This is a genomic window from Methylobacterium mesophilicum, from assembly GCF_036441335.1.
Taxonomy (GTDB): Bacteria; Pseudomonadota; Alphaproteobacteria; order Rhizobiales; family Beijerinckiaceae; genus Methylobacterium; species Methylobacterium mesophilicum_B.
This window is the reverse complement of the sequence record NZ_MLBW01000008.1, coordinates 76,293-100,219: the sequence shown is the minus strand read 5'-3', so window position 1 is coordinate 100,219 and position 23,927 is coordinate 76,293. Positions and strand designations below refer to the sequence as shown.

Annotated in this window: 26 protein-coding genes, 1 tRNA gene and 2 pseudogenes; 21 read left to right on the top strand and 8 right to left on the bottom strand. The window is 71.0% G+C overall.

Translation table 11 applies throughout. The features are described from left to right. Positions 1 to 279: 279 nt before the first annotated feature. Complete coding sequence (locus tag MMR14E_RS06430; protein ID WP_331313343.1) at positions 280 to 1,182, bottom strand: N-formylglutamate amidohydrolase; 903 nt, start codon at positions 1,180 to 1,182, stop codon at positions 280 to 282. Positions 1,183 to 1,388: 206 nt separating this feature from the next. Between MMR14E_RS06430 and cpdR the strand changes: the two genes are divergently transcribed. The 4 genes from cpdR to MMR14E_RS06410 all read left to right on the top strand — a co-directional run bounded on the left by cpdR (position 1,389) and on the right by MMR14E_RS06410 (position 3,458). Continuing rightward, the gene (cpdR, locus tag MMR14E_RS06425) at positions 1,389 to 1,745 is read left to right on the top strand and encodes a cell cycle two-component system response regulator CpdR (protein ID WP_003603128.1); all 357 of its coding nucleotides are present in this window, start codon (positions 1,389 to 1,391) and stop codon (positions 1,743 to 1,745) included. Positions 1,746 to 1,859: 114 nt separating this feature from the next. After that, positions 1,860 to 2,129: a glutaredoxin 3 gene (grxC, locus tag MMR14E_RS06420; protein ID WP_331313342.1), complete on the top strand. Its 270-nt coding sequence runs from the start codon at positions 1,860 to 1,862 to the stop codon at positions 2,127 to 2,129. After that, positions 2,122 to 2,979, top strand: coding sequence for a carbon-nitrogen hydrolase family protein (locus tag MMR14E_RS06415; RefSeq protein WP_331313341.1), 858 nt, complete (start codon positions 2,122 to 2,124; stop codon positions 2,977 to 2,979). The genes grxC and MMR14E_RS06415 overlap by 8 nt, the downstream gene beginning before the upstream one ends. A gap of 20 nt (positions 2,980 to 2,999) precedes the next feature. Then, on the top strand, positions 3,000 to 3,458 hold the full coding sequence (locus MMR14E_RS06410) for a DUF1178 family protein (RefSeq protein WP_331313340.1): 459 nt from the start codon (positions 3,000 to 3,002) through the stop codon (positions 3,456 to 3,458). A gap of 23 nt (positions 3,459 to 3,481) precedes the next feature. On the opposite strand, the gene MMR14E_RS06405 is transcribed toward MMR14E_RS06410, so the two are convergent. Next, the gene (locus MMR14E_RS06405) at positions 3,482 to 3,970 is read right to left on the bottom strand and encodes a disulfide bond formation protein B (RefSeq protein WP_273561935.1); all 489 of its coding nucleotides are present in this window, start codon (positions 3,968 to 3,970) and stop codon (positions 3,482 to 3,484) included. 2 nt (positions 3,971 to 3,972) lie between these two features. Continuing rightward, positions 3,973 to 4,554 (bottom strand): YqaA family protein, encoded by a 582-nt coding sequence (locus tag MMR14E_RS06400; RefSeq protein WP_020091426.1) that lies wholly within the window; start codon positions 4,552 to 4,554, stop codon positions 3,973 to 3,975. Between the two features lie 126 nt (positions 4,555 to 4,680). Between MMR14E_RS06400 and MMR14E_RS06395 the strand changes: the two genes are divergently transcribed. The 5 genes from MMR14E_RS06395 (at position 4,681) to MMR14E_RS06375 (ending at position 7,546) form a co-directional block, all read left to right on the top strand. Then, a tRNA-Leu gene (locus MMR14E_RS06395) sits at positions 4,681 to 4,765 on the top strand. A gap of 165 nt (positions 4,766 to 4,930) precedes the next feature. Further along, positions 4,931 to 5,869 (top strand): NAD(P)/FAD-dependent oxidoreductase, encoded by a 939-nt coding sequence (locus MMR14E_RS06390; RefSeq protein ID WP_331313339.1) that lies wholly within the window; start codon positions 4,931 to 4,933, stop codon positions 5,867 to 5,869. Then, a complete protein-coding gene (locus MMR14E_RS06385; RefSeq protein ID WP_331313399.1) occupies positions 5,869 to 6,786 on the top strand; it encodes a histone deacetylase in 918 nt (305 codons plus the stop codon). Before MMR14E_RS06390 ends, MMR14E_RS06385 begins: the two co-directional genes overlap by 1 nt. A 198-nt stretch (positions 6,787 to 6,984) precedes the next feature. Then, positions 6,985 to 7,158 (top strand): hypothetical protein, encoded by a 174-nt coding sequence (locus tag MMR14E_RS06380; protein WP_331313338.1) that lies wholly within the window; start codon positions 6,985 to 6,987, stop codon positions 7,156 to 7,158. Positions 7,159 to 7,303: 145 nt separating this feature from the next. After that, complete coding sequence (locus MMR14E_RS06375; RefSeq protein ID WP_331313337.1) at positions 7,304 to 7,546, top strand: hypothetical protein; 243 nt, start codon at positions 7,304 to 7,306, stop codon at positions 7,544 to 7,546. 212 nt (positions 7,547 to 7,758) lie between these two features. Here MMR14E_RS06375 and MMR14E_RS06370 read toward each other — a convergent pair whose 3' ends face one another. Both MMR14E_RS06370 and MMR14E_RS06365 read right to left on the bottom strand, forming a co-directional pair. Beyond that, positions 7,759 to 8,394, bottom strand: coding sequence for a 2-dehydro-3-deoxy-6-phosphogalactonate aldolase (locus MMR14E_RS06370; RefSeq protein WP_331313336.1), 636 nt, complete (start codon positions 8,392 to 8,394; stop codon positions 7,759 to 7,761). Further along, on the bottom strand, positions 8,391 to 9,269 hold the full coding sequence (locus MMR14E_RS06365) for a 2-dehydro-3-deoxygalactonokinase (protein WP_331313335.1): 879 nt from the start codon (positions 9,267 to 9,269) through the stop codon (positions 8,391 to 8,393). The genes MMR14E_RS06370 and MMR14E_RS06365 overlap by 4 nt, the downstream gene beginning before the upstream one ends. 210 nt (positions 9,270 to 9,479) lie before the next feature. On the opposite strand from MMR14E_RS06365, the gene MMR14E_RS06360 reads away from it, so the two are divergent. The 8 genes and pseudogenes from MMR14E_RS06360 (at position 9,480) to MMR14E_RS06325 (ending at position 17,491) form a co-directional block, all read left to right on the top strand. Further along, positions 9,480 to 10,238, top strand: a complete 759-nt coding sequence (locus tag MMR14E_RS06360; protein WP_026604669.1) for an ABC transporter ATP-binding protein — start codon at positions 9,480 to 9,482, stop codon at positions 10,236 to 10,238. Beyond that, a complete protein-coding gene (locus tag MMR14E_RS06355) occupies positions 10,231 to 10,971 on the top strand; it encodes an ABC transporter ATP-binding protein (protein ID WP_331313334.1) in 741 nt (246 codons plus the stop codon). The genes MMR14E_RS06360 and MMR14E_RS06355 overlap by 8 nt, the downstream gene beginning before the upstream one ends. 94 nt (positions 10,972 to 11,065) lie before the next feature. Further along, positions 11,066 to 12,283, top strand: coding sequence for an ABC transporter substrate-binding protein (locus MMR14E_RS06350; RefSeq protein WP_331313333.1), 1,218 nt, complete (start codon positions 11,066 to 11,068; stop codon positions 12,281 to 12,283). Positions 12,284 to 12,311: 28 nt separating this feature from the next. Then, entirely contained in the window at positions 12,312 to 13,199 is an 888-nt protein-coding gene (locus MMR14E_RS06345) for a branched-chain amino acid ABC transporter permease (RefSeq protein ID WP_043380394.1), read from the top strand. A gap of 19 nt (positions 13,200 to 13,218) precedes the next feature. Next, positions 13,219 to 14,205, top strand: a complete 987-nt coding sequence (locus MMR14E_RS06340) for a branched-chain amino acid ABC transporter permease (protein WP_331313332.1) — start codon at positions 13,219 to 13,221, stop codon at positions 14,203 to 14,205. A 146-nt stretch (positions 14,206 to 14,351) separates the two neighbouring features. Continuing rightward, positions 14,352 to 14,705: a hypothetical protein gene (locus tag MMR14E_RS06335; RefSeq protein ID WP_331313331.1), complete on the top strand. Its 354-nt coding sequence runs from the start codon at positions 14,352 to 14,354 to the stop codon at positions 14,703 to 14,705. A 59-nt stretch (positions 14,706 to 14,764) separates the two neighbouring features. Then, positions 14,765 to 16,536 (top strand): annotated as a pseudogene (gene mutL / locus MMR14E_RS06330) (DNA mismatch repair endonuclease MutL). A gap of 187 nt (positions 16,537 to 16,723) precedes the next feature. Next, entirely contained in the window at positions 16,724 to 17,491 is a 768-nt protein-coding gene (locus MMR14E_RS06325; protein ID WP_331313330.1) for an SDR family NAD(P)-dependent oxidoreductase, read from the top strand. A gap of 42 nt (positions 17,492 to 17,533) precedes the next feature. On the opposite strand, the pseudogene MMR14E_RS06320 reads toward MMR14E_RS06325, so the two are convergent. Then, positions 17,534 to 19,172: pseudogene (locus MMR14E_RS06320) on the bottom strand (AMP-binding protein). A gap of 219 nt (positions 19,173 to 19,391) precedes the next feature. Between MMR14E_RS06320 and MMR14E_RS06315 the strand changes: the two are divergent. The 4 genes from MMR14E_RS06315 (at position 19,392) to MMR14E_RS06300 (ending at position 22,123) form a co-directional block, all read left to right on the top strand. Continuing rightward, a complete protein-coding gene (locus MMR14E_RS06315) occupies positions 19,392 to 19,931 on the top strand; it encodes a phasin family protein (RefSeq protein ID WP_331313329.1) in 540 nt (179 codons plus the stop codon). After that, entirely contained in the window at positions 19,928 to 20,866 is a 939-nt protein-coding gene (locus MMR14E_RS06310) for an alpha/beta hydrolase (RefSeq protein WP_331313328.1), read from the top strand. Before MMR14E_RS06315 ends, MMR14E_RS06310 begins: the two co-directional genes overlap by 4 nt. Before the next feature lie 397 nt (positions 20,867 to 21,263). Beyond that, entirely contained in the window at positions 21,264 to 21,704 is a 441-nt protein-coding gene (locus MMR14E_RS06305; protein ID WP_331313327.1) for a helix-turn-helix transcriptional regulator, read from the top strand. Between the two features lie 44 nt (positions 21,705 to 21,748). Then, positions 21,749 to 22,123, top strand: a complete 375-nt coding sequence (locus MMR14E_RS06300; protein ID WP_331313326.1) for a cupin domain-containing protein — start codon at positions 21,749 to 21,751, stop codon at positions 22,121 to 22,123. Positions 22,124 to 22,130: 7 nt separating this feature from the next. Here the strand turns inward: MMR14E_RS06300 and rsmD are convergent, their stop codons facing one another. Both rsmD and MMR14E_RS06290 read right to left on the bottom strand, forming a co-directional pair. Further along, positions 22,131 to 22,688 (bottom strand): 16S rRNA (guanine(966)-N(2))-methyltransferase RsmD, encoded by a 558-nt coding sequence (rsmD, locus tag MMR14E_RS06295; protein ID WP_331313325.1) that lies wholly within the window; start codon positions 22,686 to 22,688, stop codon positions 22,131 to 22,133. Beyond that, complete coding sequence (locus MMR14E_RS06290; RefSeq protein ID WP_419539307.1) at positions 22,685 to 23,827, bottom strand: pseudouridine synthase; 1,143 nt, start codon at positions 23,825 to 23,827, stop codon at positions 22,685 to 22,687. The genes rsmD and MMR14E_RS06290 overlap by 4 nt, the downstream gene beginning before the upstream one ends. Positions 23,828 to 23,927: the final 100 nt, after the last annotated feature.

The window sequence follows — 23,927 nt, the reverse complement described above, 5'->3', positions numbered from 1 at the left end:
GGGTTCTTCGTTGTCGTTCGGGCTGTAACGGGACGCCGAGCGCGGCGCGGACGGCGAACGCGGTTCAGGTATGCGCGCAGAGCGGCCGCGACGGATGTTTTGCCCTTGCTTCTTGTGCGGCGCACTTTATTTTGTGCGTTGCGAGATCGCGATGGCGTCGCGGTCTCGCTGCCCTTCTTGGGCGTTTCCTCCCTAGACTTCGGGCCGCTCCTTCGGGAGTGGCCTTTTTTCTGTCCAGCACCCCGGCGTTCTTCGACGTGAACGGGTACGGCCGGGCCGCTATTCCGCGGCCATCCGGCGGGGAACGAGATCGTCGAGCTCCTTGGCGACGTCGACGATGACGGCCCGCAGGGCCTCCACCAGCGCCGGGAAGTCCGCCGTCATCGCGAGGCTGGCCTCGTTCATGTAGAGGCCGCGGTTCACCTCGATCTGGAGCGCGTGGCGGTCGAGATTCGGCTCGCCGTAATGCTCCGTGATGAAGCCGCCGGCATAGGGCTTGTTGCGCACCACGCGGAAGCCCCGGGCCCGGAAGGCCGCCTCGAAGCCGTCGATCAGGACGGGCGCGCACGCCGTTCCGTAGCGGTCGCCCAGCACCATGTCGGCCTTCATGTCCGGATCGCGTCCGAGGCTCGAGGACGGCATCGAGTGACAGTCGACCAGCATGCAGTGGCCGTGGGTGCGCGCGGTGCGCTGGACCAGGCCGCGCAGCGCGCGGTGATACGGCTTGTACAGGCTCTCGATCCGGGCGGTGGCCTCGGCGACTGGGAGGCGCCGGGTGTAGATCTCCTGGCCGTCGGCGACGACCCGCGGCACCGTTCCGAGACCGCCGGCGACGCGCATCGAGCGGGTGTTGGCGAAGGGCGGCAGGCGCCCCTCGAACATCCGCGGGTCGAGTTCGTAGGGCTCCCGGTTCACGTCCAGGAAGGCGCGGGGGAAGTTGGCGCGCAGGAGCGGCGCGCCCAGCTCGACGACCGACGCGAACAGGCGGTCGACATGGGCGTCCTCGGAGCGGCGCAGGGTCAGCGCGTCGAGCCGCGAGGCCGCGATGAAGTCGGGGGGGTAGACGGCCCCGGAATGACCGGTATTGAAGACGAAAGGCAGGGTGTGCGCCGCGGGCTCGTCGACCGCGAAGGCCGGGGCAAATCCGAAGGCGTCTGGCTGTACCGGTTCGGTTGCAGTCATCGGCTGGTGGACACCCCGGCGGTTGAACGAGGACGGCAGATGCTCACTGTGGTGCGCGATCGATCGCCTGTCCACTCCGCACCGGCGGCCGACGCAGTCGCCCGGGAGACACGCGGCACCCGCTGCGCGCTCCATCCTAACACCTTGTTTACCATCGCCTCCCTTTATGGGATCAACTTCTCGACTCGAAGGCTCGGATCCGGCCGATGAAAATCCTGCTGGCGGAAGACGACAACGATATGCGCCGGTTCCTGGCCAAGGCGCTGCAGAATGCGGGCTATGACGTCCTGTCTTTCGACAACGGCCTCTCCGCCTACAACCGGCTTCGCGAGGAGCCGTTCGAGCTGCTGCTGACCGATATCGTGATGCCCGAGATGGACGGCATCGAGCTGGCTCGCCGCGCCACCGAACTCGATCCCGACATCAAGGTGATGTTCATCACCGGCTTCGCGGCGGTCGCCCTCAACCCGGATTCGAAGGCCCCGAAGGACGCCAAGGTCCTGTCGAAGCCTTTCCATCTCCGCGACCTCGTGAACGAGGTCGAGAAGCTCCTGGCCGCCTGACCCTGTCGGCGCGCCGCGGGCGGCGCGCGCGCGTCCCTGTGGCCACACGGGCATAGGCAAGTCGCACCCCGCGCTCCTATATGTCGGGAGTTCACGCGCGGGACGACGATCGCGATGCAGCCGGTCACTATCTACACCACGGCCTGGTGTCCCTACTGCTCGGCGGCCAAGAGCCTGCTGAAGGAGAAAGGCGTCACCTTCCAGGAGATCGACGTCGAGCGCGTGCAGGGCGCCCGCACCGCCATGGTCGAGCGCGCCGGCGGTCGCACCAGCGTGCCCCAGATCTTCGTCGGCGCCACGCATGTCGGTGGATGCGACGATCTCTACGCCCTCGACCGGGTCGGCAAGCTCGACCCGCTGCTCACGGACACGGCCGATGCCTGAGTCCCGCTTCACGGCTGCCTGCGTGCAGATGCGGTCGGGGCGCGACCCGGCCGCCAACCGCGACGCGGCCGTGGCGGGCGTGCGCGAGGCCGCGGCGCGGGGTGCGGCCTACGTGCAGACTCCCGAGATGACCTCTCTGGTTGAGCGGAGCCGCGAGCGCCTGTTCGCCCACATCACCACCGAGGAGCAGGACCAAACCCTGGCGGCGCTCCGCGAGGTCGCACGCCGGACCGGAACCGTCGTCCAGATCGGCTCGATCGCGGTCAGGTCCGGGGACAAGATCGCCAACCGCGCCTACCTGATCGGCGCCGACGGCGAGATCCTGGCCTCCTACGACAAGCTCCATCTCTTCGACGTCGATCTGCCGAGCGGTGAGCGCTGGCGGGAATCCGCGACCTATTCCGGCGGCGCCTGCGCGGTGCTCGCCGAGACGCCGTGGGCCACGCTCGGCCTGACGATCTGCTACGACATCCGCTTTCCCGCCCTGTACCGCGCCCTCGCCGAAGCGGGCGCAGACGTGCTGACGGCCCCCGCCTGCTTCACCCGGCAGACCGGCGAGGCCCACTGGCACGTCCTGCAGCGGGCCCGGGCCATCGAGACCGGCGCCTTCGTGATCTCGGCGGCGCAGGGCGGTCGGCACGAGGACGGGCGCGAGACCTACGGCCACTCGCTGATCGTCGATCCCTGGGGCCGGGTCCTGGCCGATGCCGGCGGGGACGAGCCGGGGATCATCGTGGCGGAGATCGACCTCGCGCAGGTCGCCGAGGCCCGGGCCCGCATTCCCGCGCTGCAGCACGGCCGGCCCTTCACCGTTGAGCGCGTCGGTTCGCGTGTTCAGGCCGCGCAGTAAACGCCACAGCAAGCAAGAGAATGATCCGGTACAGTCTCGTCTGCGACGCCGGGCACGGCTTCGAGAGCTGGTTCCCGTCCTCCGATTCCTACGACACGCAGGCCGCGCGCGGCCTCGTGACGTGCCCGGTCTGCGACAGCGCCAAGGTCAGCAAGGCCCTGATGGTGCCGAGCGTCGCCCGCACCGACCGGGAGCGGGCGCCTGCGCCCGTGCCTGCCCCGCGGACTGAGGCGCCGGTGACGATGATCGCCGAGCCGGAGCGTCAGATGCGGGCGATGCTGCGCGCGCTCCGGGAACACGTCGTCGCGAATGCCGAGCATGTCGGGTCGCGCTTCCCCGAGGAGGCGCGCAAGATCCACTACGGCGAGGCGGAGGGGCGCTCGATCTACGGCGAGGCGAGCCCCGCGGAAGCCCGCGCCCTGATCGACGAGGGCATCGAGGTGGCGGCGATCCCGGTCCTGCCCGACGACCGGAACTGAGCGGCTTCGCCGGGCCCGGCGCTTCAGGGACGCAGCGCGGCGGTCCCGGCGAAGGAGGCCAGCACGGCCGAGATCGCGGCGCTCCAGCCGGCGAGCGACACGCCCAGCACCCGGAGCGCGGCCACCGAGCAGTCGACCACCTTCGTGGTCTGCAGGCTGTTGAGGAAGTCGCCGACCTGGCCCGGATTGGCCCCGGTGCCGCCGCCGCAATCGGCGGGCCCCGGCCAGAAGCCCCACTCCGCGCCGGCGTGGTAGATCCCGATCCCGGCCCCGTAGAGCAGGCCGAGGGCGGCGAGGCCGAGGGCGATCCGCGCCAGGCGCTCCGGCAGGAACAGGGCCAGCAGGCCCAGCGGCACGGCAGCGTAGTAGGGCAGCCGCTCGGTCAGGCACAGCTTGCACGGCGCGTAGCCGTATCCGTACTGGAGGACGAGCGCGGCCCCGACGGTGAGGGCGGACGCGATCGCCAGCCAGAGGCCAGCGGTCTTGAGGCGCAGGGCAGCCGCCGTGTTCATGGCTAGAGGATCACCTTGAAGAGCAGGAAGCCGAGGACGATGACGGCGACGGAGATCGCCGCGACCGCGTTCAGGTGCCGGTCGAGCACGCCGCGGATCTGGACACCGTAGCGGCCGAGCAATCCGGCGAGAATGAAGAAGCGGGCGCCGCGGGTCACGATCGACAGGATCGTGAACCAGAACAGGCTGTAATGCGCGAAGCCCGACGTGATCGTGACGAGCTTGTAGGGGATCGGCGTGAGCCCCTTCAGCAGGATCACCCAGTGGCCGTAGCGCGCGTAGGAATCCTGGAACGTCGCGGCCGAGTTCTGCAGGCCGTAGAGGCGGATCAGCCACTCGCCGACGGAATCGAACAGCAGGGCCCCGATGGCGTAGCCGACGAGGCCACCCAGCACGGAGGCGACCGTCGTGATCGCGGCGTAGAACCAGACCCGGTCCGGCCGCGCGACCGCCATCGGCACCAGCATCACGTCCGGCGGCACCGGGAAGAAGGAACTTTCGGCGAAGGCCACGGCGCCGAGCGCGTAGGGCGCGGATGGCCGGTCACTGAGGGCCAGGATCCACGCGTAGAGCCGGCGGAGCATTCAAGGTCCCGATTTGAGCGATCGGCCGCCCTTTGAGCATAGGCGCCCCGCCTTGGCCAGATCGCCGATCCGCGCAAAAACAACACTTGGCCGAGGCTGCCGACCTATGCGAAGAGCCGGTGGCACGCGGGTATGGCGGAATTGGTAGACGCGGGCGACTCAAAATCGCCAGCCGCAAGGCGTGGGGGTTCGATTCCCTCTACCCGCACCACCGCGCCATCGGCAGGCACGGGGCGTCGTCGGGCCGCCCGCCGGGATCCGCCCGCAGAGCCCGCGTCCAGCGCGATTGCGTCGCTCTGACGCCGCGCAGCGCGTCCCCTATCTTCGACCTCGCGCGGCCCGCACGGCCGTTCTTCGAAGCGGGGCAGGAGCTGTGGTGGATCTCGGAACGGTCGCGGTCCTCGGCGCCGGCATGGCCGGTGCGGCCGCTGCGCGCCGGCTCGCCGAGGCCGGCCTCGACGTCCGGGTCTTCGACAAGGGGCGGGGTGTCGGGGGTCGCATGGCGACCCGGCAAGTCGGCGAGATGCAGTTCGATCACGGCGCGCAATTCATGCGGGCGCACGGTCCCGCCTTCGCGGCGGAACTCGATCGGTGGGCTCGGCGGGGCGTCGTCGCGCCCTGGTCCGCCGCCGACCGCTACGTCGGCGTGCCCGGCATGACCGCGCCCGTCCGCGATCTGCTCGCGGGACTCCCGGTGTCGAGTGCCGCGACGATCGTGCGGCTTCGGCGGTCGGGGGCGCGCTGGCACGTCGAGGACGCGTCCGGCACCGTGCACGGCCCGTTCGACGGCGTCGCGATCACCTTCCCGGCCCCGCAGGTCGCGACGCTGCTCGCGGCATCGGGCGTCGGGCTGCCCGATATCGGACGCGCCTCCTACGCGCCGTGCTGGTCCCTCATGGTAGCGACGGACGCGCCGAGCCCGGACATCCTGGTCGAGCCGCACGCCGACCCGATCGCTCTGATCGCGCGCGATTCCGCGAAGCCCGGGCGGCCTGCCGGGTCCAGGCTGACCGTCCACGCGACGCCTTCTTGGTCCCGCAGACATCTCGAGGCGTCGCGCGAGGCCGTCGTCGCCGCGCTTCTCGAGGCAGCCGAGGACGTTCTCGGCCTCGCGCTGCGTCCGTCCCACGCGGAGGCGCATCGCTGGCGCTACGCCCAGGTCGAGACCGCCCTGGAGAAGCCCTGCCTGTACGATCCGGACCTGAGTCTCGGGGCGGCCGGCGACTGGTGCCTCGGAGCCCGGATCGAGGCGGCCTACGACAGCGGCGAGGCCCTGGCCCGGAGCCTCCTGGCGGACCTGAGCCGACCCGCGTGATTCCGCCGATCGCCTTCCATCCGGCCTACGAGGCGCCGCTGCCATCCGGCCACCGGTTCCCGATGCGCAAGTACGGCCTGCTCGCCGAGACGCTGGTCGCCAGAGGCCTGGCGCCCCTCGGCTTCGTCACGCCGGAGCCCGCCAGCGCGGATATCCTGCTGCGCGCCCACGATCCCGCCTACGTGAAGGCGGTGCTGGAATGCGATGTCGGGCGGGAGATCGAGCGGGCCATCGGCCTTCCGGTCGACGCGGCCCTGGTCCGCCGCTCCCGCGCGTCGGTGGGCGGCACCCTCCTGGCCGGGCGCCTCGCCCTCGCGGAAGGGCTCGCGGGCAGCGCCGCCGGCGGCAGCCACCACGCGCGGCGTCTTCAGGGCGCCGGCTTCTGCGTGCTGAACGACGTCGCGGTGGCGGCCCGGACCCTCCAGGCCGAGGGTCTCGTCCGGCGTGTCCTCGTGGTCGACCTCGACGTGCACCAGGGCGACGGGACCGCGGATTGCCTCGCGCAGAGTCCCGACCTTTTCACGCTCTCGATCCATTGCGAGAACAACTACCCTGCCCAGAAGATCGCCGGCGACCTCGACATCGGCCTCCCCGACCGGCTCGATGATGCGGGCTACCTCGATGTCCTGCGCGCCCGCCTGCCGCCGCTGCTCGACGCGTTCGCGCCGGACCTCGTCTTCTATAACGCGGGCGTCGATCCCCATCGCGACGACCGCCTCGGCCGTCTCTGCCTCACCGATGACGGGCTGCTCGCGCGCGATCGGTTCGTCGTGGCGCAGGCCCGCTCCCGCGGGATCGCGCTCGCGGCGGTGATCGGCGGCGGCTACACGCACGATGTCGAGGCGCTGGCGCGGCGCCACGCCCTGGTCTTCGAGGCTCTGGCCGCCGAGGCGGCCGCGGGATCGAGGCAGGGGTGAGTTGCCGCACGGTGATCCGGCGCGCGAACCCTGCCTGAGATCTGCGAGTGAGGCCGGTTTGCATCACGCGCCGGTCGATATGCAGTCTCCGTTTCCCCGGGAAAGGTTTTGGTCAGGGCTGCGGTCGAGGATGCGGGTCGGGCGGATTGATGAGGCGGATCCGCCGCTCGCATGCGATGACGCCGTTGGAGTTCGACCATGCTCGCGCGGGTCTGGGACGTGGTGAAGGCGACGCTGGCCGTGTCGGCCCTGATCGCCGCCGCCCTCGTCTCGGCGGACAAGCTCGATCGTCAGAGACCGCAACCGGTCGTCGGCGCGGCCATGGTCGAGCCGGTGATCACCGGTGCGATCGCACCGGATGGTCGCCGCTGAGTGCGTCGGCCCCGCGGGTCGGCGGCGGCACCCTGCGTCAGATTGAAACAAGCGCGACGGGATATCTTCCGCGGCGTCGACGTTCTCGCCGAACGCCGAGGCTTGGCCGCCCGCCGCCACGATCCGCCCAGGAGACATCACCGCGATGAAGTCCGCCCCCCTCGCCCTGTTCGCTCTCCTCGTCGGTTCGGCTCCGGCGCTCGCGGAGACCGGCGCCGACCGGGCCGCCTGCACGCCGGACGTGATGCGCCTGTGCGCCGCCCAGATCCCGAATGCGGGGGCGATCACCCTCTGCCTCCGCGAGAAGCGCGTGTCGCTGAGCGGTGCGTGCCGGACGGTCGTCGACCGGTCGGACCGACCGTCCCGCGAGATCGCGAATCGTCGATAGCGCGGCGCATCGCCGGCTGGCGACCTGCGCGGGGCGCGCGCCGGTGGGATGGCCGACCCCCGGGCGACGTGGATTCGGCCGTTCTGAGCACCGGTCGCGCCCGCGCGGGGAGGCCGGTTGTGGAGGTGCGCTCCCGGCCGAGGGCAGGGATCGCGGCCGATGCGGCTCACCGTGTCCGCCCGCCAGGAGCGGTTGGGGCGCCGGCATTGACCTCAGGCGCCGCGCCTGAACGCCGTCACGTAGGCCGTGGCGTCGCGGGCGACGTCCGCCGCCGCCTTCCCGGGCCGGTAAAGATTGGACCCGAGACCGAATCCGTCGGCGCCAGCCTGACGCCACCCAGCGACGGTCTCGGGCACGACGCCGCCGACGGCCAGCACCCGCGTATCCGGCGGCAGGACCGCGCGATGCGCCTTGAGCGCCAGGGGCGTCGCCACGTCCGCCGGGAACAGCTTCAGCGCGGTGGCGCCCGCCGCCAGCGCGGCGAAGGCCTCCGTCGGTGTTTGATAGCCCGGAAGGGAGACGAGTCCCGCCGCGACGGTGGCGCCGATCACGGCCGGATCGGCGTTCGGCGACACCACGAGGGTTCCGCCAGCGGCCTCGACCTCGCCGACCTGCGCCGGCCTCAGGACCGTGCCGGCCCCGACCAGCGCCCGCCCAGCGAGCCGCTCGGCGAGCGCGGCGATGCTCCGGAGCGGGTCTGGCGAGTTGAGCGGCACCTCGACGAGGGTGAACCCGGCCCCGACCAGGGCCTCCCCTACGGCCGGAGCCTCGTCCGGCGTGAGCCCCCGCAGGATGGCGACGAGCGGGCAGGCCGCGAAGGCCGCCTCGAAACGGTCGAGGATGGTCATGCCCGCAGACTCCAGATGGCGTGGATACCGGCCGTGGTTGAACCGTCAGGCACCATCACCGGATCCCCGCCCGCTTCGCCGACCGCGGCGGCGTAGAGGGCCGCGAGGTGGCCGCCCCCGAGCAGGTGCACCGGTCTGCGCCGCAGATCGGCCCGCGTGCCGAGATCGGCGCCGACTAGGATGCCGCTCGCGTAGGGGGCTGCCTCCTCGGGCGCGAGCCGGTCGAGCAGCAGGCCGGATCGAACTTCGAACAGGGTGGCTGCGAGATTGCCGGAGGCCAGGCCGCGGCGGATGCCCGCCCGGAAGGCGGTCCCGTCCTCGACCGCGCCGTCGAGCATTCCCGCCAGGATGCCGTGCGCCCGGAAGAGGGCGAAGAATTCCCCGGTCATCACCGTGGTGAAATCCGTGATGGCCCCGTCGACCGTCTCGATCCATTTGTTGTGCGTGCCGGGCTGGCAGAACAGGGCCGTCGCAGGGGCCGCGCCCACTCCGATCGCGCCAAAGACCTGGATCTCCTCGCCCCGCATCACGTCCGGACGCGCGCCGTCCCGCAGGGCCACTCCCGGGACGATCCGGACGTCGGGGACGGGCTCCAGGCAGGCCTCCGCCAGGGCGGCGAGGGTCGCCGGGGCATCCACGTATGGCGCCGACTGCCAGCCCCGATTGGAACCGACCATGCCCACGGCGATGACGGGGCGGGCGCCGAACCGCGCGCGCAGGGCCGCGATCTCCGCCGGATACGCGTCGGCTGTCAGGGCGAGCACGCCGCGCTCCTCGTGCAGGCCGTCGAGGACGGCTCCCGCCTCCGACATCGCGAAGGCCCGACGGTGCGTCGTGCCCCAGTCGACGGCGATGTAGGCCGCGCGACCGCCCATCTGGAAATCCCTCCGGCCGGTGCCGCCCGACTTGTCTGAGTTAAGTGGGCGCCGCGACGCGGTCAAGCTCGGTCCCCCGGCCGCCATGACACGGCCGGCGACTGATATCAGTCCCGGGGGATTGTCGCGCCGCCGCGAGCGTTTGCGATGGACTGTGCTGGCGCGGATCGGCGATATGGCGGCAAGAAATCAAACCCGGGAGGGACACGCTTGGCACGGGATGTGATCCTGGCGACCGATGGCCTGACGATGGAATTCCGCGGATTCCGGGCCGTCAACGGCGTGGCATTGCAGGTGGAACGCGGCACCATCCACGCCCTCATCGGGCCGAACGGGGCCGGTAAGACCACCTGCTTCAACCTGCTGACGAAGTTCCTGATCCCGACCGCCGGGACGATCCGCTACAAGGATCGCGACATCACGGGCCTGAAGGCGGCGGACGTTGCCCGTCTCGGCCTCGTGCGCTCCTTCCAGATCTCGGCCGTGTTCCCGCACCTCACGGTGATGGAGAACGTCCGCATCGCCCTGCAGCGGCGGCGGCGCGGCGATTCCTTCGACTTCTGGCGTCCTGAGCGGGTCCTGCGCGCTCTGAACGGCGAGGCGCTCGCCCTGGTCGAGGCGGTCGGCCTCTCGGACTTCGCCGACGTGCTGGCGGTCGAGCTCTCCTACGGGCGCAAGCGCGCGCTGGAGATCGCCACGACGCTCGCCCTCGATCCGGAGATGCTGCTCCTCGACGAGCCGATGGCCGGCATGGGCCACGAGGACGTCGAGCGCACCGCGCAACTCATCCGCCGGGTCTCGAAGGACCGCACCATCCTGATGGTGGAGCACAACCTCTCCGTGGTCGCCTCCCTGTCGGACCGGATCACCGTGCTGGCCCGCGGGCAGGTGCTGGCCGAGGGCGACTACGCCACGGTCTCGAAGGATCCGCGCGTGGTCGAAGCGTATATCGGGGCGGGACATGCCTGAGGCGGCTCTCAAGACATCTCCGGCGGCCGCGACCGACGCGCTGCTGACCGTCCGAGGCCTGGAGGGCTGGTACGGCGAGAGCCACGTTCTCCACGGCATCGACATCGACGTGCGCGCGGGCGAGGTGATCACGCTGCTCGGCCGCAACGGCGCGGGCAAGACCACGACCCTGCGGGCGATCATCGGCATCCTCGGCAAGCGTTCGGGCTCGATCGTGTACGACGGCGTCGAGACGGTGCGGATGGCCTCGCGGAACATCGCCCGGCTCGGGATCGGCTACGTGCCGGAGGAGCGCGGCATCTTCGCGAGCCTGACGGTCCACGAGAACCTGATGCTGCCGCCGCGGGTGAAGCCCGGGGGCATGTCGGTGGCGGACATCCACGCGCTGTTCCCGAACCTCAAGGAGCGCGCCGGCAGCCAGGGCACCAAGCTCTCGGGCGGCGAGCAGCAGATGCTGGCGATCGGGCGCATTTTGCGCACCGGCGCCAAGCTGATCCTGCTCGACGAGCCCACGGAAGGTCTCGCGCCGGTCATCGTCCAGCAGATCGGCCGGACCATCCAGCAATTGAAGGCTCAGGGCTACACCATCGTCCTGGTCGAGCAGAATTTCCGCTTCGCCCAGACTTTGGCGGACCGGCACTTCGTGATCGAGCAGGGGCGGGTGGTCGACATGATCCCCAATGCCGAGCTTGACGCCAATATCGACAAGCTGCACGCCTATCTCGGCGTCTGAACCTCGCACGCGAAAACCGTAGAAGCGCCAGAAAACGGCGCCCCGATACTCGGCCGGCGGGGGTCCGCCGCGCCGCTGGAGGATGGAAACGAAAATGCTCGGACGCATCGCCCGGCCCGTGACCCTCGCTGCCCTCGCCGGTGCCCTGATGATGGGCACCGCGGCCGCGCAGACCACCGTGAAGATCGGCATCCTGGGCGACCGCTCGGGCGCCTATTCGGACATCAGCGGCGAGGGCTCGGTCGTGGCCGCGAAGCTCGCCGTCGAGGATTTCAAGCCCGAGCAGCACGGGCTGAAGGTCGAGATCGTCTCGGCCGACCATCAGAACAAGCCGGATGTCGGCGCGGCCATCGCCCGGCAATGGTATGACCGCGACGCCGTCGACATGATCACCGACGGGGTGACCTCCTCGGTGGCGCTGGCGATCAGCCAGGTCACCAAGGAGAAGAACAAGGTCTTCATCGACACCGGCGCCGGCACGGCCGACCTCACCGGCCCGCAATGCACGCCGAACACGATCCACTGGGTCTACGACACGGTGGCGCTCGCCAACGGCACTGGCGGCGCGATGGTCAAGCGCGGCGGCAACACGTGGTTCTTCCTCACCGCCGACTACGTCTTCGGCCAGACCCTGCAGCGCGACACCAGCACGGTCATCACCAAGAACGGCGGCAAGGTCGTCGGCTCGGTGAAGACGCCGTTCCCGACCTCGGACTTCTCGTCCTTCCTGCTGCAGGCGCAGGGGTCGGGCGCCAAGGTGATCGGGCTGGCCAATGCCGGCACCGACACGATCAACGCGATCAAGCAGGCGGGCGAGTTCGGCATCACCGAAGGCGGCCAGGCGCTCGCCGGCCTCCTGGTCTTCTCCTCGGACGTGCACTCGCTCGGCACCAAGGTGGCGCAGGGGCTGGTACTCACCGAGCCGTTCTACTGGGACCTGAACGACCAGACCCGCGCCTTCTCGGACCGCTTCGCCAAGCAGATGAAGAACGGCTCGAAGCCGACCGCGAACCACGCGGGCGTCTACTCGGACGTGCTCCACTACCTGAAGGCGGTTGCCGAGACGAAGTCGACCGCCGACGGGGCCGCGACCGTCGCCAAGATGAAGGCGATGCCGACGGACGACCCGCTGTTCGGCAAGGGCGTGATCCGCGCGGACGGCCGCAAGATCCACGACATGTACCTGTTCGAGGTCAAGAAGCCCGCCGAGTCGAAGGGCGAGTGGGACCTCTACAAGAAGCTGGAGACCATCCCGGGCGATCAGGTCTTCCGGCCGCTCAACGAGGGCAACTGCCCGCTGGTGAAGGGCTGACGGTGGGATCGGGGCGCGGAGACCGGCCATGACCACGATCTTCGGTGTGCCGACGCAGGCCCTGTTCGGGCAATTGCTGCTCGGCCTGATCAACGGCTCGTTCTACGCGATCCTGTCGCTGGGGCTCGCGATCATCTTCGGGCTCCTGAACATCATCAACTTCGCCCACGGCGCGCTCTACATGATGGGCGCGTTCGTCGCCTGGATGCTGCTCACCTATGTCGGCCTCGGCTACTGGTGGGCGCTGGGGCTCGCGCCGCTGGTGGTGGGCGCGTTCGGCATCGTGCTGGAGCGGGTGCTGATCGCGCGGCTCTACAAGCTCGACCACCTCTACGGCCTGCTGCTGACCTTCGGTCTGGCGCTGATCATCCAGGGCCTGTTCCGCAACCAGTACGGCGTCTCGGGTCTGCCCTACGCGATCCCGGCCGAGCTGTCGGGCGGCCAGCGCCTGCCCTTCATGTTCCTGCCGAACTACCGCGCCTGGGTGGTGGTCGCCTCGCTGACCGTCTGCATCGCCACGTGGCTCGTCATCGAGAAGACCAAGCTCGGCGCCTATCTGCGCGCCGCCACCGAGAACCCGACCCTGGTCCAGGCGTTCGGCGTGAATGTGCCGCTGTTCCTGACGCTGACCTACGGGTTCGGCGTCGCGCTGGCGGGCTTCGCCGGGGTGCTGGCCGCGCCGATCTACTCGGTCAATCCCAACATGGGCGCCGACATCATCATCGTCGTCTTCGCCGTGGTGGTGATCGGCGGCATGGGCTCGATCATCGGCTCGGTGATCACGGGCTTCGCCCTGGGCCTCGTCGAGGGGCTGACCAAGGTGTTCTATCCCGAGGCGTCGGCCACCGTGATCTTCGTGATCATGGTGCTGGTGCTGCTCGTCAAACCCGCCGGCCTGTTCGGGCGCACGGCCTGATCGCGATCTGAGGCATCCCATGGCCGACACCGCCGCCCTCGACGCCGCCCCGGTCGCCGCCGCCGTGCCGACGAGCCGGGACGACAAGGCGCTCCACCGCCTCATCTTCGTGGGCATCGCGGTGCTGCTCGTCGTAGCACCGCTGGTCCTGTACCCCGTCTACCTGATGAAGGTGCTGTGCTTCGCGCTGTTCGCGCTCGCCTTCAATCTCCTGCTCGGCTACGGCGGCCTGCTCTCCTTCGGCCACGCCGCCTATTTCGGCATGGCGAGCTATCTCTGCGCCTACACGGCCAAGAGCCTGGGCTTCACGCCCGAACTGGCGATCCTCGCCGGCACGGTCACGGCCGCGCTGCTGGGTCTGGTCTTCGGCGCCCTGGCGATCCGCCGGCAGGGCATCTACTTCTCGATGATCACGCTGGCGCTCGCCCAGATGGTGTTCTTCTTCTCCCTGCAGGCGAAGTTCACCGGTGGCGAGGACGGCATCCAGGCGGTGCCCCGCGGCAACCTGTTCGGCGCGATCAGCCTCGCCGACGACCGGGTCATGTACGCGGTGGTGGCCGTCGTGTTCATGGCCGGGATGCTGCTGATCTACCGGATCATCCACTCGCCCTTCGGGCAGGTGCTCAAGGCGATCCGCGACAACGAGCCGAGGGCGATCTCGCTCGGCTACCGCGCCAGCCAGTACAAGCTCGCGGTGTTCGTGCTCTCGGCGACGCTCGCCGGGCTCGCGGGTTCCACCAAGGCGATCGTATTCCAGCTTGCCTCGCTCACCGACGTGCACTGGTCGATGTCCGGCGAGGTGGTGCTGATGACCCTCGTCGGCGGCATGGGGACGGTGTTCGGGCCGATCGTAGGCGCGCTGGTGATCGTCACGATGGAGACGTACCTGGCGCAGTTCGGGGCCTGGGTGACGATCATCCAGGGCTGCGTCTTCGTGCTCTGCGTGCTGCTGTTCCGCGAGGGCATCGTCGGCCTGATCGCCCGGCTGATCCGGCGGCCGCTCTAGCGTCTCGGGATTTCAGGCGCGGTGCCGGTTGCACCGCAGCAACGCGCCGTCGCGACCTGCTGCGGGGACGCGAGCTCACAACCCGTGGTGAGTATTCGTTAACCAAGACTGCCCACCGTGACGGCTCCTTACCGTCAGGGGCCGCCATGACCCAGGACCGAACACTCAGCATCGACGACCCCGCCCTCGACTGTCCGGTCGCGCCGGACGTGGTCGGCCGGCTCATCAAGGCCGATCCGGAGGGGGCCGCGTTCCTGCTCGACGGCATCCCGGAGGCGACGCGCGCCCGGCTCGCCGTCTGGCTCTACGGCCGCAGCCACACCCACGCGATCGGCGTGCGCGTCGCGGCGACCTGCGAGGGCGCGACCCTGCGGCGGACCGCGGGCCTCGTCGGAAACGTCCTCTACGACCTGTCCCGCCGCCCCGTGGCGGCGGCGAGCGACGGACCGCGCGGCGGCGCCGGCCGCATCTCTCTGGGCGGGTCGAAGCGCCGCGCCTGAACGGCCGGCGCGGTCGGACCGATTGGATCGCCGCCGCGCAGCGACTATCCTGCGCGCCGATGTCCTCCCTGTCCGCGCCGTCCGTCCGCCGCCTCGATCCCGTGCTCGTCGACCGCATCGCCGCGGGCGAGGTGGTCGAGCGCCCGGCCTCGGCCGTGAAGGAGCTGGTCGAGAACGCGATCGATGCCGGGGCCCGGGCCGTCGAGGTCACTGTCGAGGCCGGCGGGCGCCGGCTGATCCGGGTCGTGGACGACGGCCGCGGCATGACGCCGGACGATCTCGACCTCGCGGTCGAGCGGCACGCCACCTCCAAGCTCCCGGGCGGCGACCTCACGGCGATCGACACACTCGGCTTCCGCGGCGAGGCCCTGCCGTCGATCGGTGCGGTGTCGCGGCTCGCCATCGTCACCCGCGCGCCGGAGGCGGAGGCGGGGGCGAGCCTGACGGTCGACGCGGGGCTCAAGGGTCAGGTCCGCCCGGCCCCGGCCCAGCGCGGCACCCGGATCGAGGTGACCGAGCTCTTCGCCGCGACGCCGGCGCGGCTCAAGTTCCTCAAGTCCGACCGGGCCGAGAACGCCGCCATCGCCGAGACGCTGCGCCGTCTCGCCGCGACGCAGCCGGGGATCCGCTTCACCCTGAGGACCGATGCCGGGCAGCCCCTGGTCCTGCCGGCCGAGACCGGGGCCGAGGCGGAACTGCGCCGCCTCGCGGCGGTGCTGGGACAGGACTTCCTCGCCAACGCCCTGCCGGTTTACCTGGCCCGGGAGGGTTTCGCGGTGACCGGCCACGTCGGCCTGCCGACCTATCACCGCGGCGCGGCGACCCATATCCACCTCGCGGTCAACGGTCGCCCCGTGCGCGATCGGCTCCTGCTCGGGGCGATCCGCGGTGCCTATGCCGACACCCTGGCCTCGGACCGGCATCCGGTGCTCGGCCTCGCCGTCGCGTGCGACCCGGGCCTCGTCGACGTCAACGTCCACCCGGCCAAGACCGAGGTGCGCTTCCGCGAGCCGGGCCTCGTGCGGGCACTGATCGTGAGCGCGATCCACGACGCCCTGCGCCGCGGGGGCGCCCGCTCGGCCACCACGGGCGCAGCGCGGACCCTCGACGCCCTGCGCCCGGCGGGCCCGATCAGGCCGTCTGGGCCGGCCCCGAGCCCGACGCGGTGGTGGCCCCGCCCCAGGCCGACACCCGCGCCGCCGCCGAGGCCGCGGAGGCGCTCGATCATCCGCTGGGGGCCGCCCGCGCGCAGATCCACGAGACCTACATCCTCGCCCAGACCCGGGACGGCCTCGTCATCGTCGACCAGCACGCCGCCCACGAGCGCCTCGTCTACGAGCGGATGAAGGCCGAGCGGGAGACCGGCGGCATCGCCCGGCAGGGGCTCCTGATCCCGGACGTGGTCGAGATGAGCCCCGAGGAGGCCGACAGGCTCGTCGCGGCCGCTCCCGATCTCGACCGGCTGGGCCTGTCCATCGAGGCGTTCGGACCTGGGGCGGTGCTGGTGCGCGAGGTGCCGGCCGCGCTGATCGGTGCTTCGACGCGCGACCTCGTCACCGACATTCTCGACGCCCTGGAGGCCAGCGGCGACGAGGAGGGCGGCGTCCCGGCGACGGAGGGCGGCCCGCTCGGGCGGCGTCTCGACGCGGTCCTGTCGCGTATGAGCTGCCACGGCTCGATCCGAGCCGGGCGGCGCCTGCGGCCGGAGGAGATGAACGCGCTGCTGCGTGAGATGGAGGCGACACCCAATTCCGGACAGTGCAATCACGGACGCCCGACCTCGATCGAGCTGAAGCTCGCTGACATCGAGCGGCTCTTCGGCCGCCGATGAGCGGGCAGGGGCCGCAAGCCGGCTGGCGGAGCCGGCGGAGGCGGTCCACAACGGACGTCGACGCCGCGGCCCGAAGACCGGCGGCGCGTGCAGGGGAGGCGCAGAGCCATGACCGATCCCGTCATCACCGGTCCGTTCCGGGCCGCTCTGCGGAGCGTCGTCCCGGCCGGCGCCGCGGTGCGCTGAGATGGCGGGCCCGTTCGATCTCGCCGGCCGCCACGTCCTCGTCACCGGGGCCTCCAGCGGCCTCGGCCGCCACTTCGCCGCGACCCTGGCCCGCGTCGGCGGGCGCCTCTCGCTCGGGGCCCGCCGGGCCGACGCCCTCGCCGAGACCGTCGCCCGCGTCGCGTCCGCCGGCGGGGAGGCCCACGCCGTCGTCATGGACGTCACCGACGCCGGCAGCGTCGAGCGGGCGCTCGACGCCGCCGAAGCGCGGTTCGGACCCGTGGCGGTGCTGGTGAACAACGCCGGCGTGACGGCGACGAAGCCGGCCCTCGACCTCGCGGAATCCGACTGGGACACGGTGCTCGACACCAATCTCAAGGGCGTGTGGCAGGTCGCTCAGGCGACCGGCCGGCGCATGGTCCGGCACGGTGCGGGCGGCAGCATCGTCAACATCGCGTCGATTCTCGGGTTGCGGGTCACCGGCGGGCTCGCGCCCTACGCCACCTCGAAGGCGGCGGTCGTCCAGCTCACCAAGAGCCTCGCGCTCGAATGGGCACGCTACGGCATCCGGGTGAACGCCCTCGCGCCGGGCTACATCAAGACCGAGCTCAACGACGCCTTCTTCGAGTCCGATGCCGGCCGGGCGCTGATCAAGCGCATCCCGCAGCGCCGGCTGGGCGATGCGGCCGAACTCGACGGGCCGCTCCTGCTCCTGGCCTCGGAGGCCGGCGCCTACATGACCGGCAGCGTCCTGGCGGTCGACGGCGGCCACCTCGTCTCCGGCCTGTAGCGACCCCGCCCCGGACGCGTCCCACCGCGGGACCGGTGGGGGTCACAGGGCCCGCGCCTGCTCGCGCAGGACGAATTTCTGGATCTTGCCGGTCGAGGTCTTCGGCAGCGGCCCGAAGACCACCGTCCTCGGCACCTTGAACCGCGCCATGTGCTCGCGACAGAACGCGATCACGTCCAGGTCGCTCGGCACCGCCGAACCGGGCTTCACCTCGAGGAACGCGCAGGGGCTCTCGCCCCAGGTCGGGTCCGGCCGCGCCACGACGGCCGCCAGCATCACCGCGGGATGGCGCATCAGAACCTCCTCCACCTCCAGGCTGGAGATGTTCTCGCCGCCCGATATGATGATGTCCTTCGCCCGGTCCTTGATCTCCACCGACCCGTCGGGATGCCAGACCGCGAGGTCGCCGGTCCGGTACCAGCCGCCGGCGAGAGCCTGCTCGGTCGCGCCCGGGTTGCCGAGATAGCCCTTCATCACCGTGTTGCCGCGCAGGCGGATCTCGCCGACCGTCGCGCCGTCCCGCGGCACCGGCGCGTCGGTCGCGGTGTCGGCCACGCTCACCGCCTCCAGCGTCGCCAGGGGCACGCCCTGGCGGGCCATGCGGGCGTAGCGCTCGGCGTCAGAGAGATCGGTCCAGTCCGGCTGCGCCAGGCAGACCGTCGCCGGGCCGTAGCTCTCGGTGGCGCCGTAGAGATGCGTCACCTGGAAGCCCAGCTCCTCCATGGTGCGGATGATCGTCGACGACGGTGCCGCGCCGCCGACCGCGCAGCGCACCCGCTGGGGGAACGGCACCCGGTCCTGTGCCGGCGCGTGCGCGATCATCGAGAGGACGATCGGGGCCCCGCACAGATGCGTCACCCCGTGCTCGGCGATCAGCCGGAAGATCGCCGCCGGCTCGACCTTGCGCAGGCAGACCTGCGTGGCGCAGGCCGCGACGCTCGCCCAGGGGTAGGACCAGCCGCTGCAGTGGAACATCGGCAGGGTCCAGAGATACACGCTCTCGCCGGTCAGGCCGAACGTGACGGCGTTGCCGAGCGCCTGGAGATAGCAGCCGCGATGGCTGTAGACGGCGCCCTTGGGGTCGCCGGTCGTTCCCGACGTGTAGAGCAGGCAGAGCGACTGCCACTCGTCCTCCGGGCCGGTCCAGGCGTAGTCCGGATCGCCCTCGGCCAGCAGGGCCTCGTAGGGCAGGGCCCCGTCGATCCCGTTCCCACCGATCGCCACGACGAGGATCGGCTCGGCGAGATCCGCCAGCGCCCGGGCGGCCAGAGCGGCGTACTCGGCCTCGACGAGGAGCGCGCGGGCGCCCCCGTGCCGCAGCGAGAACGCGATCGTCGCCGCGTCGAGGCGGGTGTTGAGCGGGTTCAGCACCGCGCCGAGCATCGGCACGGCGAAGTGCGCCTCGATCATCTCCGGGACGTTCGGCGCCAGGATCGCCACGGTGTCGAGCGGCCCGATCCCCCGGGCCCCGAGGCCCGCGGCGAGGCGCCGGCAGCGCGCGTAGAGCTCCGCGTAGGTGAGGCGCCGGTCGCCGTCGATCACGGCGACCCGNGGCGGCCCGCGCCAGCAGGCTCACGGGCGTCAGCGGGACGTAGTTGGCCGGCCGGCGCGCGAGCCCGACCTCGAACGGATGCGCGCCCGTCTCACGGCTCGCGGCTCGGGTCGGACGGGTCTCCGTCATCGTGCAGCCTTCTGATCGGGCGGCGGGCGTGGCGTTCGCTCCGCGTGACGATGATTTCGCGGCCGCCGCCCCTGTCAATCGCGGGCACCGGGACAATGTGGGCCGCGCGCGGATTCTGTTACCCGGCCCTGTTGACGGGAGAACGCCCCTGGCGGATGCCCGTATTCCAGCCATGCGCCGTCGGGGCCGCGTGCGACCGGCCCATCCGGGGAGACGATTGTGGGGAACGACAACCTGCCGGCGATCTCCCAGGAGACCGGCCGCGCCGTGGCCGAGAGCGGCGTCGCCCGCGCGCGCGAGGCGTATGAGCGCTTCGCCGAGGCGGGCGAGATGGCGCTCAACGCCTTCGAAGCCTCGATGGCGCAGAGCTTCGAGGGCTGGCGCGCGGTCATGGGCTCCAGCCGCGAGACCGCGCACCAGCTCACCGACAGCAACGTGGCGGGGGTCCGCCGGATGCGCGAGCAGTGGGACGCCGCCGGCGCACGGCTCTACAACGCCTTCGAGGACAACGCCGTCCACGCCATGGCGGCGATGCGCGAGATCGGCCACCGGATGCTCGTCGCCTCCGACACGAATGTCCGCGCCAGCCTCGACTTCGCCGACCGCGTTGCCAAGGCGGCCGACGCCCGCGAGGTCGCGGCGCTGAACATCGCGTTCCTGCAGGAGCAGGCGCGTCGGCTGACCGACCAGATGGTCGACCTCCACCAGACGACCGGCCGTCTCGCCCGTGAGGCCGCCGCGCGCACGGAGACCCCGTGACCGCCGGCACCGTGGCGCCGAGATCCGCACCCGACGTGCCGCCGCGGCTCGACGGTCTGAGCCGCGCCGACGTGCCGTTCCGGACCGGCCATTTCCAGGCCTACGCACCGCACGACTTCCACCGCATCGCCTACGTGGAATGGGGTGAGCCGGATAGCCCGCACGTCGTCGTGTGCGTCCACGGCCTCAGCCGGCAGGGCCGCGATTTCGACGCCCTCGGCTACCGGCTGGCAAAGCTCGGCTACCGGGTGATCTGCCCGGACCTGCCCGGACGCGGCCTCAGCGGGTGGCTGAAGGACCCGGAACTCTACGGCCTGCCGCAATACGCCGCCGACATGGCCGCGCTCATCGCCCATCTCCGGGTTCCCGGAAAGATCGACTGGGTCGGCACCTCTCTCGGCGGCCTGACCGGAATGGTCCTCGCCGCGGCGGCCCGGTCCCCGATTCGCCGGATGGTGATCAACGATATCGGCCCGTTCCTGCCCTGGGCGCCGATCCGCGAGATCGGGTCGCGCCTGCGCGACGCGCCTCGACTCCACCATAACCTCGCCTCGGGCGAGTCGCGTCTCCGCACGGTGCTGGGGGCGTTCGGACCGCTCACCGACGAGCAGTGGCGCCACATCGCCAAGCACAGCTTCTTCCAGGAGCCCAACGGCGGCTGGCGGCCCCACTACGATCCCGGCATCGGCGACGCGTTCCGGCCCGGCCGCGTCTACAGCGTGAGCATGTGGCGCGACTGGGACGCGATCACCTGTCCGGTCCTGCTGCTGCGCGGCGAGCACTCGGAACTTCTCCTCGCCTCGACGGCCGACGAGATGACGCGGCGGGGACCGCCGACGCGGCGCGTCGAGATCCCCGAGTGCGGCCACGCGCCCGCGCTGCTGGACGACGACCAGTTGCGAATCGTCACCGATTGGCTCGGCCCGGCGGCGTGATTCCTCCGCCGTCACGCCGCGGCGAGCACTGAGTCGATCGCTTTCCAACGGACAGGCTTCGCACGCGCCGGCCCCGCGGCGCGACCGCGAGGCAGGCAACCCGATAGCGGCCAAAAGTCTTCAAGAGTGGATCTTTAGCCGATAACGCTCACTTATATTTGATCGAAGCCGGTATTTGAGTTGTTACGTCGGCAGGCATTGGGCGGCTCAGATTGCGGTCTTCTGGACCTTAGATTTCGAAAGCGTAACCATTCGTTGCGCGCGCGGCTGACCTGTGGCACTAACAGATGTCAGGTCTGGATCTTGGCCGCGCGATGTTGCACCTGTCGGTTGTGAGTGGCGCCCCGGATTCGGGCGAGCAAGCCTGCCAACAGCAAGAACATCCGGACTACCAACTATGGCGAACCCAACCCCCAAGCCGAAGCAGACCACAGCGATCGATCACGGGGTCGGCAGCCGCATCGCGTTTCTTCGGGCGGCTAACGGACTGAGTCAGTCCGCGCTGGCCAGCGCGCTGGGCGTCAGCTTCCAGCAGGTCCAGAAATACGAGACCGGCAAGAACCGCGTCGGTGCGGGCCGCCTGCAGGCGATCGCGGAGCGGCTCGGCGTCCCGGTCTCCAGCTTCTTCGAGCCCGAGCCCGAGGCGACGACCGATAGCGGTCCCGCCCTGCTTCGGGTTGCCGGCGCGGTCGAGTTGCTCCGCGCCTACAATCAGATCGCCGATGATCAGATGCGCCGCGACGTGCTCTCCCTCGTGAAGTCCGCGGCACGGATCGGCCAGACCCGGTCGGCGGACGAAGCGGCCCCGCGGGCGGGCGAGGCGTCGCGCAAATCCTGACATCCGGGCCGGCGCGGCGCCGCGCCAGCCCTTCGGGCGGGGTCATGGATACACTTCCGACGCTCGTGACCCACCTGCTCGCCGACCTCCCGGTTCGGGCGGACGACGAGATCGTGTCGGTGCTGGTTTCCGGTCCGGGTCTGCGGGTGGAGCGCATCGTCTCGACCGGTCAGGCGAGCCCGCCGGGCTTCTACTACGACCAGCCGCATTCGGAGTGGGTCGCCGTGCTGACTGGCGCGGCCGACCTGTGCTTCGCCGACGAAGCGGAGGCCCGTCGCCTGATCGCGGGCGACGCCGTGCTGATCGCGCCGCACCGGCGGCACCGGGTGGAGTGGACCGAGTCGCCGACCGTCTGGCTGGCGATCCATTTCGGGCCCGAGGTCGCAGCCGCGCCCTCGTCGCCGATCGATCGCGCCTAGGCGGGGTTCAGGCGGCGTATCGGGCGATCGCCACGGCCGTGTCCCCGTAGACGCGCCGTTCCAGCTCCGAGAAGCCCGCTGGCCAGACGAGCTGCGCGGCCTCGACCTCCTCGACGACGATGAGGGCCCCCGGTGCGAGCCACGCGCCCTCGGCGGCGCTCCTGAGGGCGCGCGGCGCCAGGTCACGCCCGTAGGGCGGATCGCAGAAGACCAGCGAGAATGTGCCCGCCGTGGAAGCCGGACCGAGGCGGGTCGCGTCCCGTCGGAACAGGCGGGTCACGCCTTCGGCACCCAGGGCCTCGATGTTCTCGCGAATCACCGCGCGCGCCTCGGCCCCCTCGTCGACCAGAAGGGCGTAGGTGGCGCCCCGCGAGAGCGCCTCGAAGCCGAGGGCACCCGTACCGGCGAACAGGTCGAGGACGCGGGACCCCGCCACGGCGTCGTCGTAGGCGTGCGCGAGCACGTTGAACAACGATTCACGCAGCCGGTCCGATGTCGGCCGTATGGCATCGGTGCGCGGCGTGGCCAGCCTCCGGCCCCGCCACGCGCCGCCGACGATCCTCATCGCGTCCCGCGCGGCGGCCGACCGCCGCCCGGTTTCGCACCGCCCGGCTTGGCTCCGTTGCGCCGGGGCGGCCCCGGCCGCGCGGACTCGGTGTCCCGCTCTGCCGGGCGAGCGCCGCCGAACGGCGCGATCGGCTCGCGAACCGGGCTGTCGAAATCCACGCCGGCCTGCTCGGCGAGATTCTTGCCGAGCTGATCCTTGAGGACGCGGGTCCGCACCTCCTCGACCAGGCCGACCTCCAGGTCGCCGAGCTGGAACGGGCCGAAGGAGAGCCGGATCAGCCGGTTCACCGAGAGCCCCAGATGCTCGAGGATGCGCTTGACCTCGCGGTTCTTGCCCTCGCGCAGGCCGAGCGTCAGCCAGACATTGTCGCCCTGCACGCGGTCGAGGGTCGCCTCGACGGGGCCGTACTCCATGCCGTCGATCGTGACGCCCTTGGACAACTTGTCGAGCTGGGCCTGATCGGTGTCGCCGTGGGCGCGGACCCGGTAGCGGCGCAGCCAGCCCGTGTCGGGGTGCGCGATCACCTTGGCGAGGCCGCCGTCATTGGTGAGCAGCAGCAGCCCCTCGGTGTTGATGTCGAGCCGTCCGACGGCGACGACCCGGGGCAGATCCTCCGGAAGCACGTCGAACACCGTCTGGCGGCCCTCCGGATCCCGGGCAGTCGTGACCACGCCCCGCGGCTTGTGGAAGATCCACAGGCGGCTGCGCTCCCGCGACGGCATCGGCTCGCCATCGATCAGGATCCGGTCGTTCTCGGTGACGTTGCGGGCTGGCGATGTCAGCGTCTCGCCGTTGACGCTCACGCGGCCGGCCAGGATCATCGTCTCGGCGTCGCGCCGCGAGGCGATGCCGGCCCGGGCCATCGCCTTCGCGATGCGCTCGCCCGGCGGCGTCTCGATCAGACCATCGGCGTCGGCGGACGGCGCGGATACAGGTTCCGGCGTAGGCTCCGCCTGCTGCGGGGGCTGCGGCTTTGCCTTCCGGGCGGGCTTCTTCGCGGTGGACTTCGCGGGCCCGTCGCCCTCGGCCTCGGCGCGGCCCGCATCGGTCGGCGGCGCCCAGCTCTCGGTACGCGCTGACTCGGGGGCCGGACGGGCGGTCCCCTCCGGCTGATCGTCGTTCGGCAAGTCGCTCATGCCTGCCGCTTATCAGAGCCGGTTCCGACAGGCGAGACGGGTTGTGCAACGGGGCGGGTCGCCTCAACGCAAAGAGGCGGCCCGTCGGGACCGCCTCAAG

Coding starts and splice junctions, on each gene's coding strand:
- MMR14E_RS06400 (WP_020091426.1), bottom strand. CDS start 4,554: ATGCTCCGCCGGCTCTACGCGTGGATCCTGGCCCTCAGTGACCGGCCA.
- MMR14E_RS06365 (WP_331313335.1), bottom strand. CDS start 9,269: ATGGGCGGTCGCGCGGCCTACATCGCCGTCGACTGGGGCACGACGCAC.
- MMR14E_RS06325 (WP_331313330.1), top strand. CDS start 16,724: ATGGCGGGCCCGTTCGATCTCGCCGGCCGCCACGTCCTCGTCACCGGG.
- MMR14E_RS06335 (WP_331313331.1), top strand. CDS start 14,352: ATGACCCAGGACCGAACACTCAGCATCGACGACCCCGCCCTCGACTGT.
- MMR14E_RS06300 (WP_331313326.1), top strand. CDS start 21,749: ATGGATACACTTCCGACGCTCGTGACCCACCTGCTCGCCGACCTCCCG.
- MMR14E_RS06375 (WP_331313337.1), top strand. CDS start 7,304: ATGAAGTCCGCCCCCCTCGCCCTGTTCGCTCTCCTCGTCGGTTCGGCT.
- cpdR (WP_003603128.1), top strand. CDS start 1,389: ATGAAAATCCTGCTGGCGGAAGACGACAACGATATGCGCCGGTTCCTG.
- MMR14E_RS06355 (WP_331313334.1), top strand. CDS start 10,231: ATGCCTGAGGCGGCTCTCAAGACATCTCCGGCGGCCGCGACCGACGCG.
- MMR14E_RS06410 (WP_331313340.1), top strand. CDS start 3,000: ATGATCCGGTACAGTCTCGTCTGCGACGCCGGGCACGGCTTCGAGAGC.
- MMR14E_RS06430 (WP_331313343.1), bottom strand. CDS start 1,182: ATGACTGCAACCGAACCGGTACAGCCAGACGCCTTCGGATTTGCCCCG.
- MMR14E_RS06340 (WP_331313332.1), top strand. CDS start 13,219: ATGGCCGACACCGCCGCCCTCGACGCCGCCCCGGTCGCCGCCGCCGTG.
- rsmD (WP_331313325.1), bottom strand. CDS start 22,688: ATGAGGATCGTCGGCGGCGCGTGGCGGGGCCGGAGGCTGGCCACGCCG.
- MMR14E_RS06345 (WP_043380394.1), top strand. CDS start 12,312: ATGACCACGATCTTCGGTGTGCCGACGCAGGCCCTGTTCGGGCAATTG.
- MMR14E_RS06290 (WP_419539307.1), bottom strand. CDS start 23,827: ATGAGCGACTTGCCGAACGACGATCAGCCGGAGGGGACCGCCCGTCCG.
- MMR14E_RS06405 (WP_273561935.1), bottom strand. CDS start 3,970: ATGAACACGGCGGCTGCCCTGCGCCTCAAGACCGCTGGCCTCTGGCTG.
- grxC (WP_331313342.1), top strand. CDS start 1,860: ATGCAGCCGGTCACTATCTACACCACGGCCTGGTGTCCCTACTGCTCG.
- MMR14E_RS06305 (WP_331313327.1), top strand. CDS start 21,264: ATGGCGAACCCAACCCCCAAGCCGAAGCAGACCACAGCGATCGATCAC.
- MMR14E_RS06370 (WP_331313336.1), bottom strand. CDS start 8,394: ATGACCATCCTCGACCGTTTCGAGGCGGCCTTCGCGGCCTGCCCGCTC.
- MMR14E_RS06380 (WP_331313338.1), top strand. CDS start 6,985: ATGCTCGCGCGGGTCTGGGACGTGGTGAAGGCGACGCTGGCCGTGTCG.
- MMR14E_RS06415 (WP_331313341.1), top strand. CDS start 2,122: ATGCCTGAGTCCCGCTTCACGGCTGCCTGCGTGCAGATGCGGTCGGGG.
- MMR14E_RS06350 (WP_331313333.1), top strand. CDS start 11,066: ATGCTCGGACGCATCGCCCGGCCCGTGACCCTCGCTGCCCTCGCCGGT.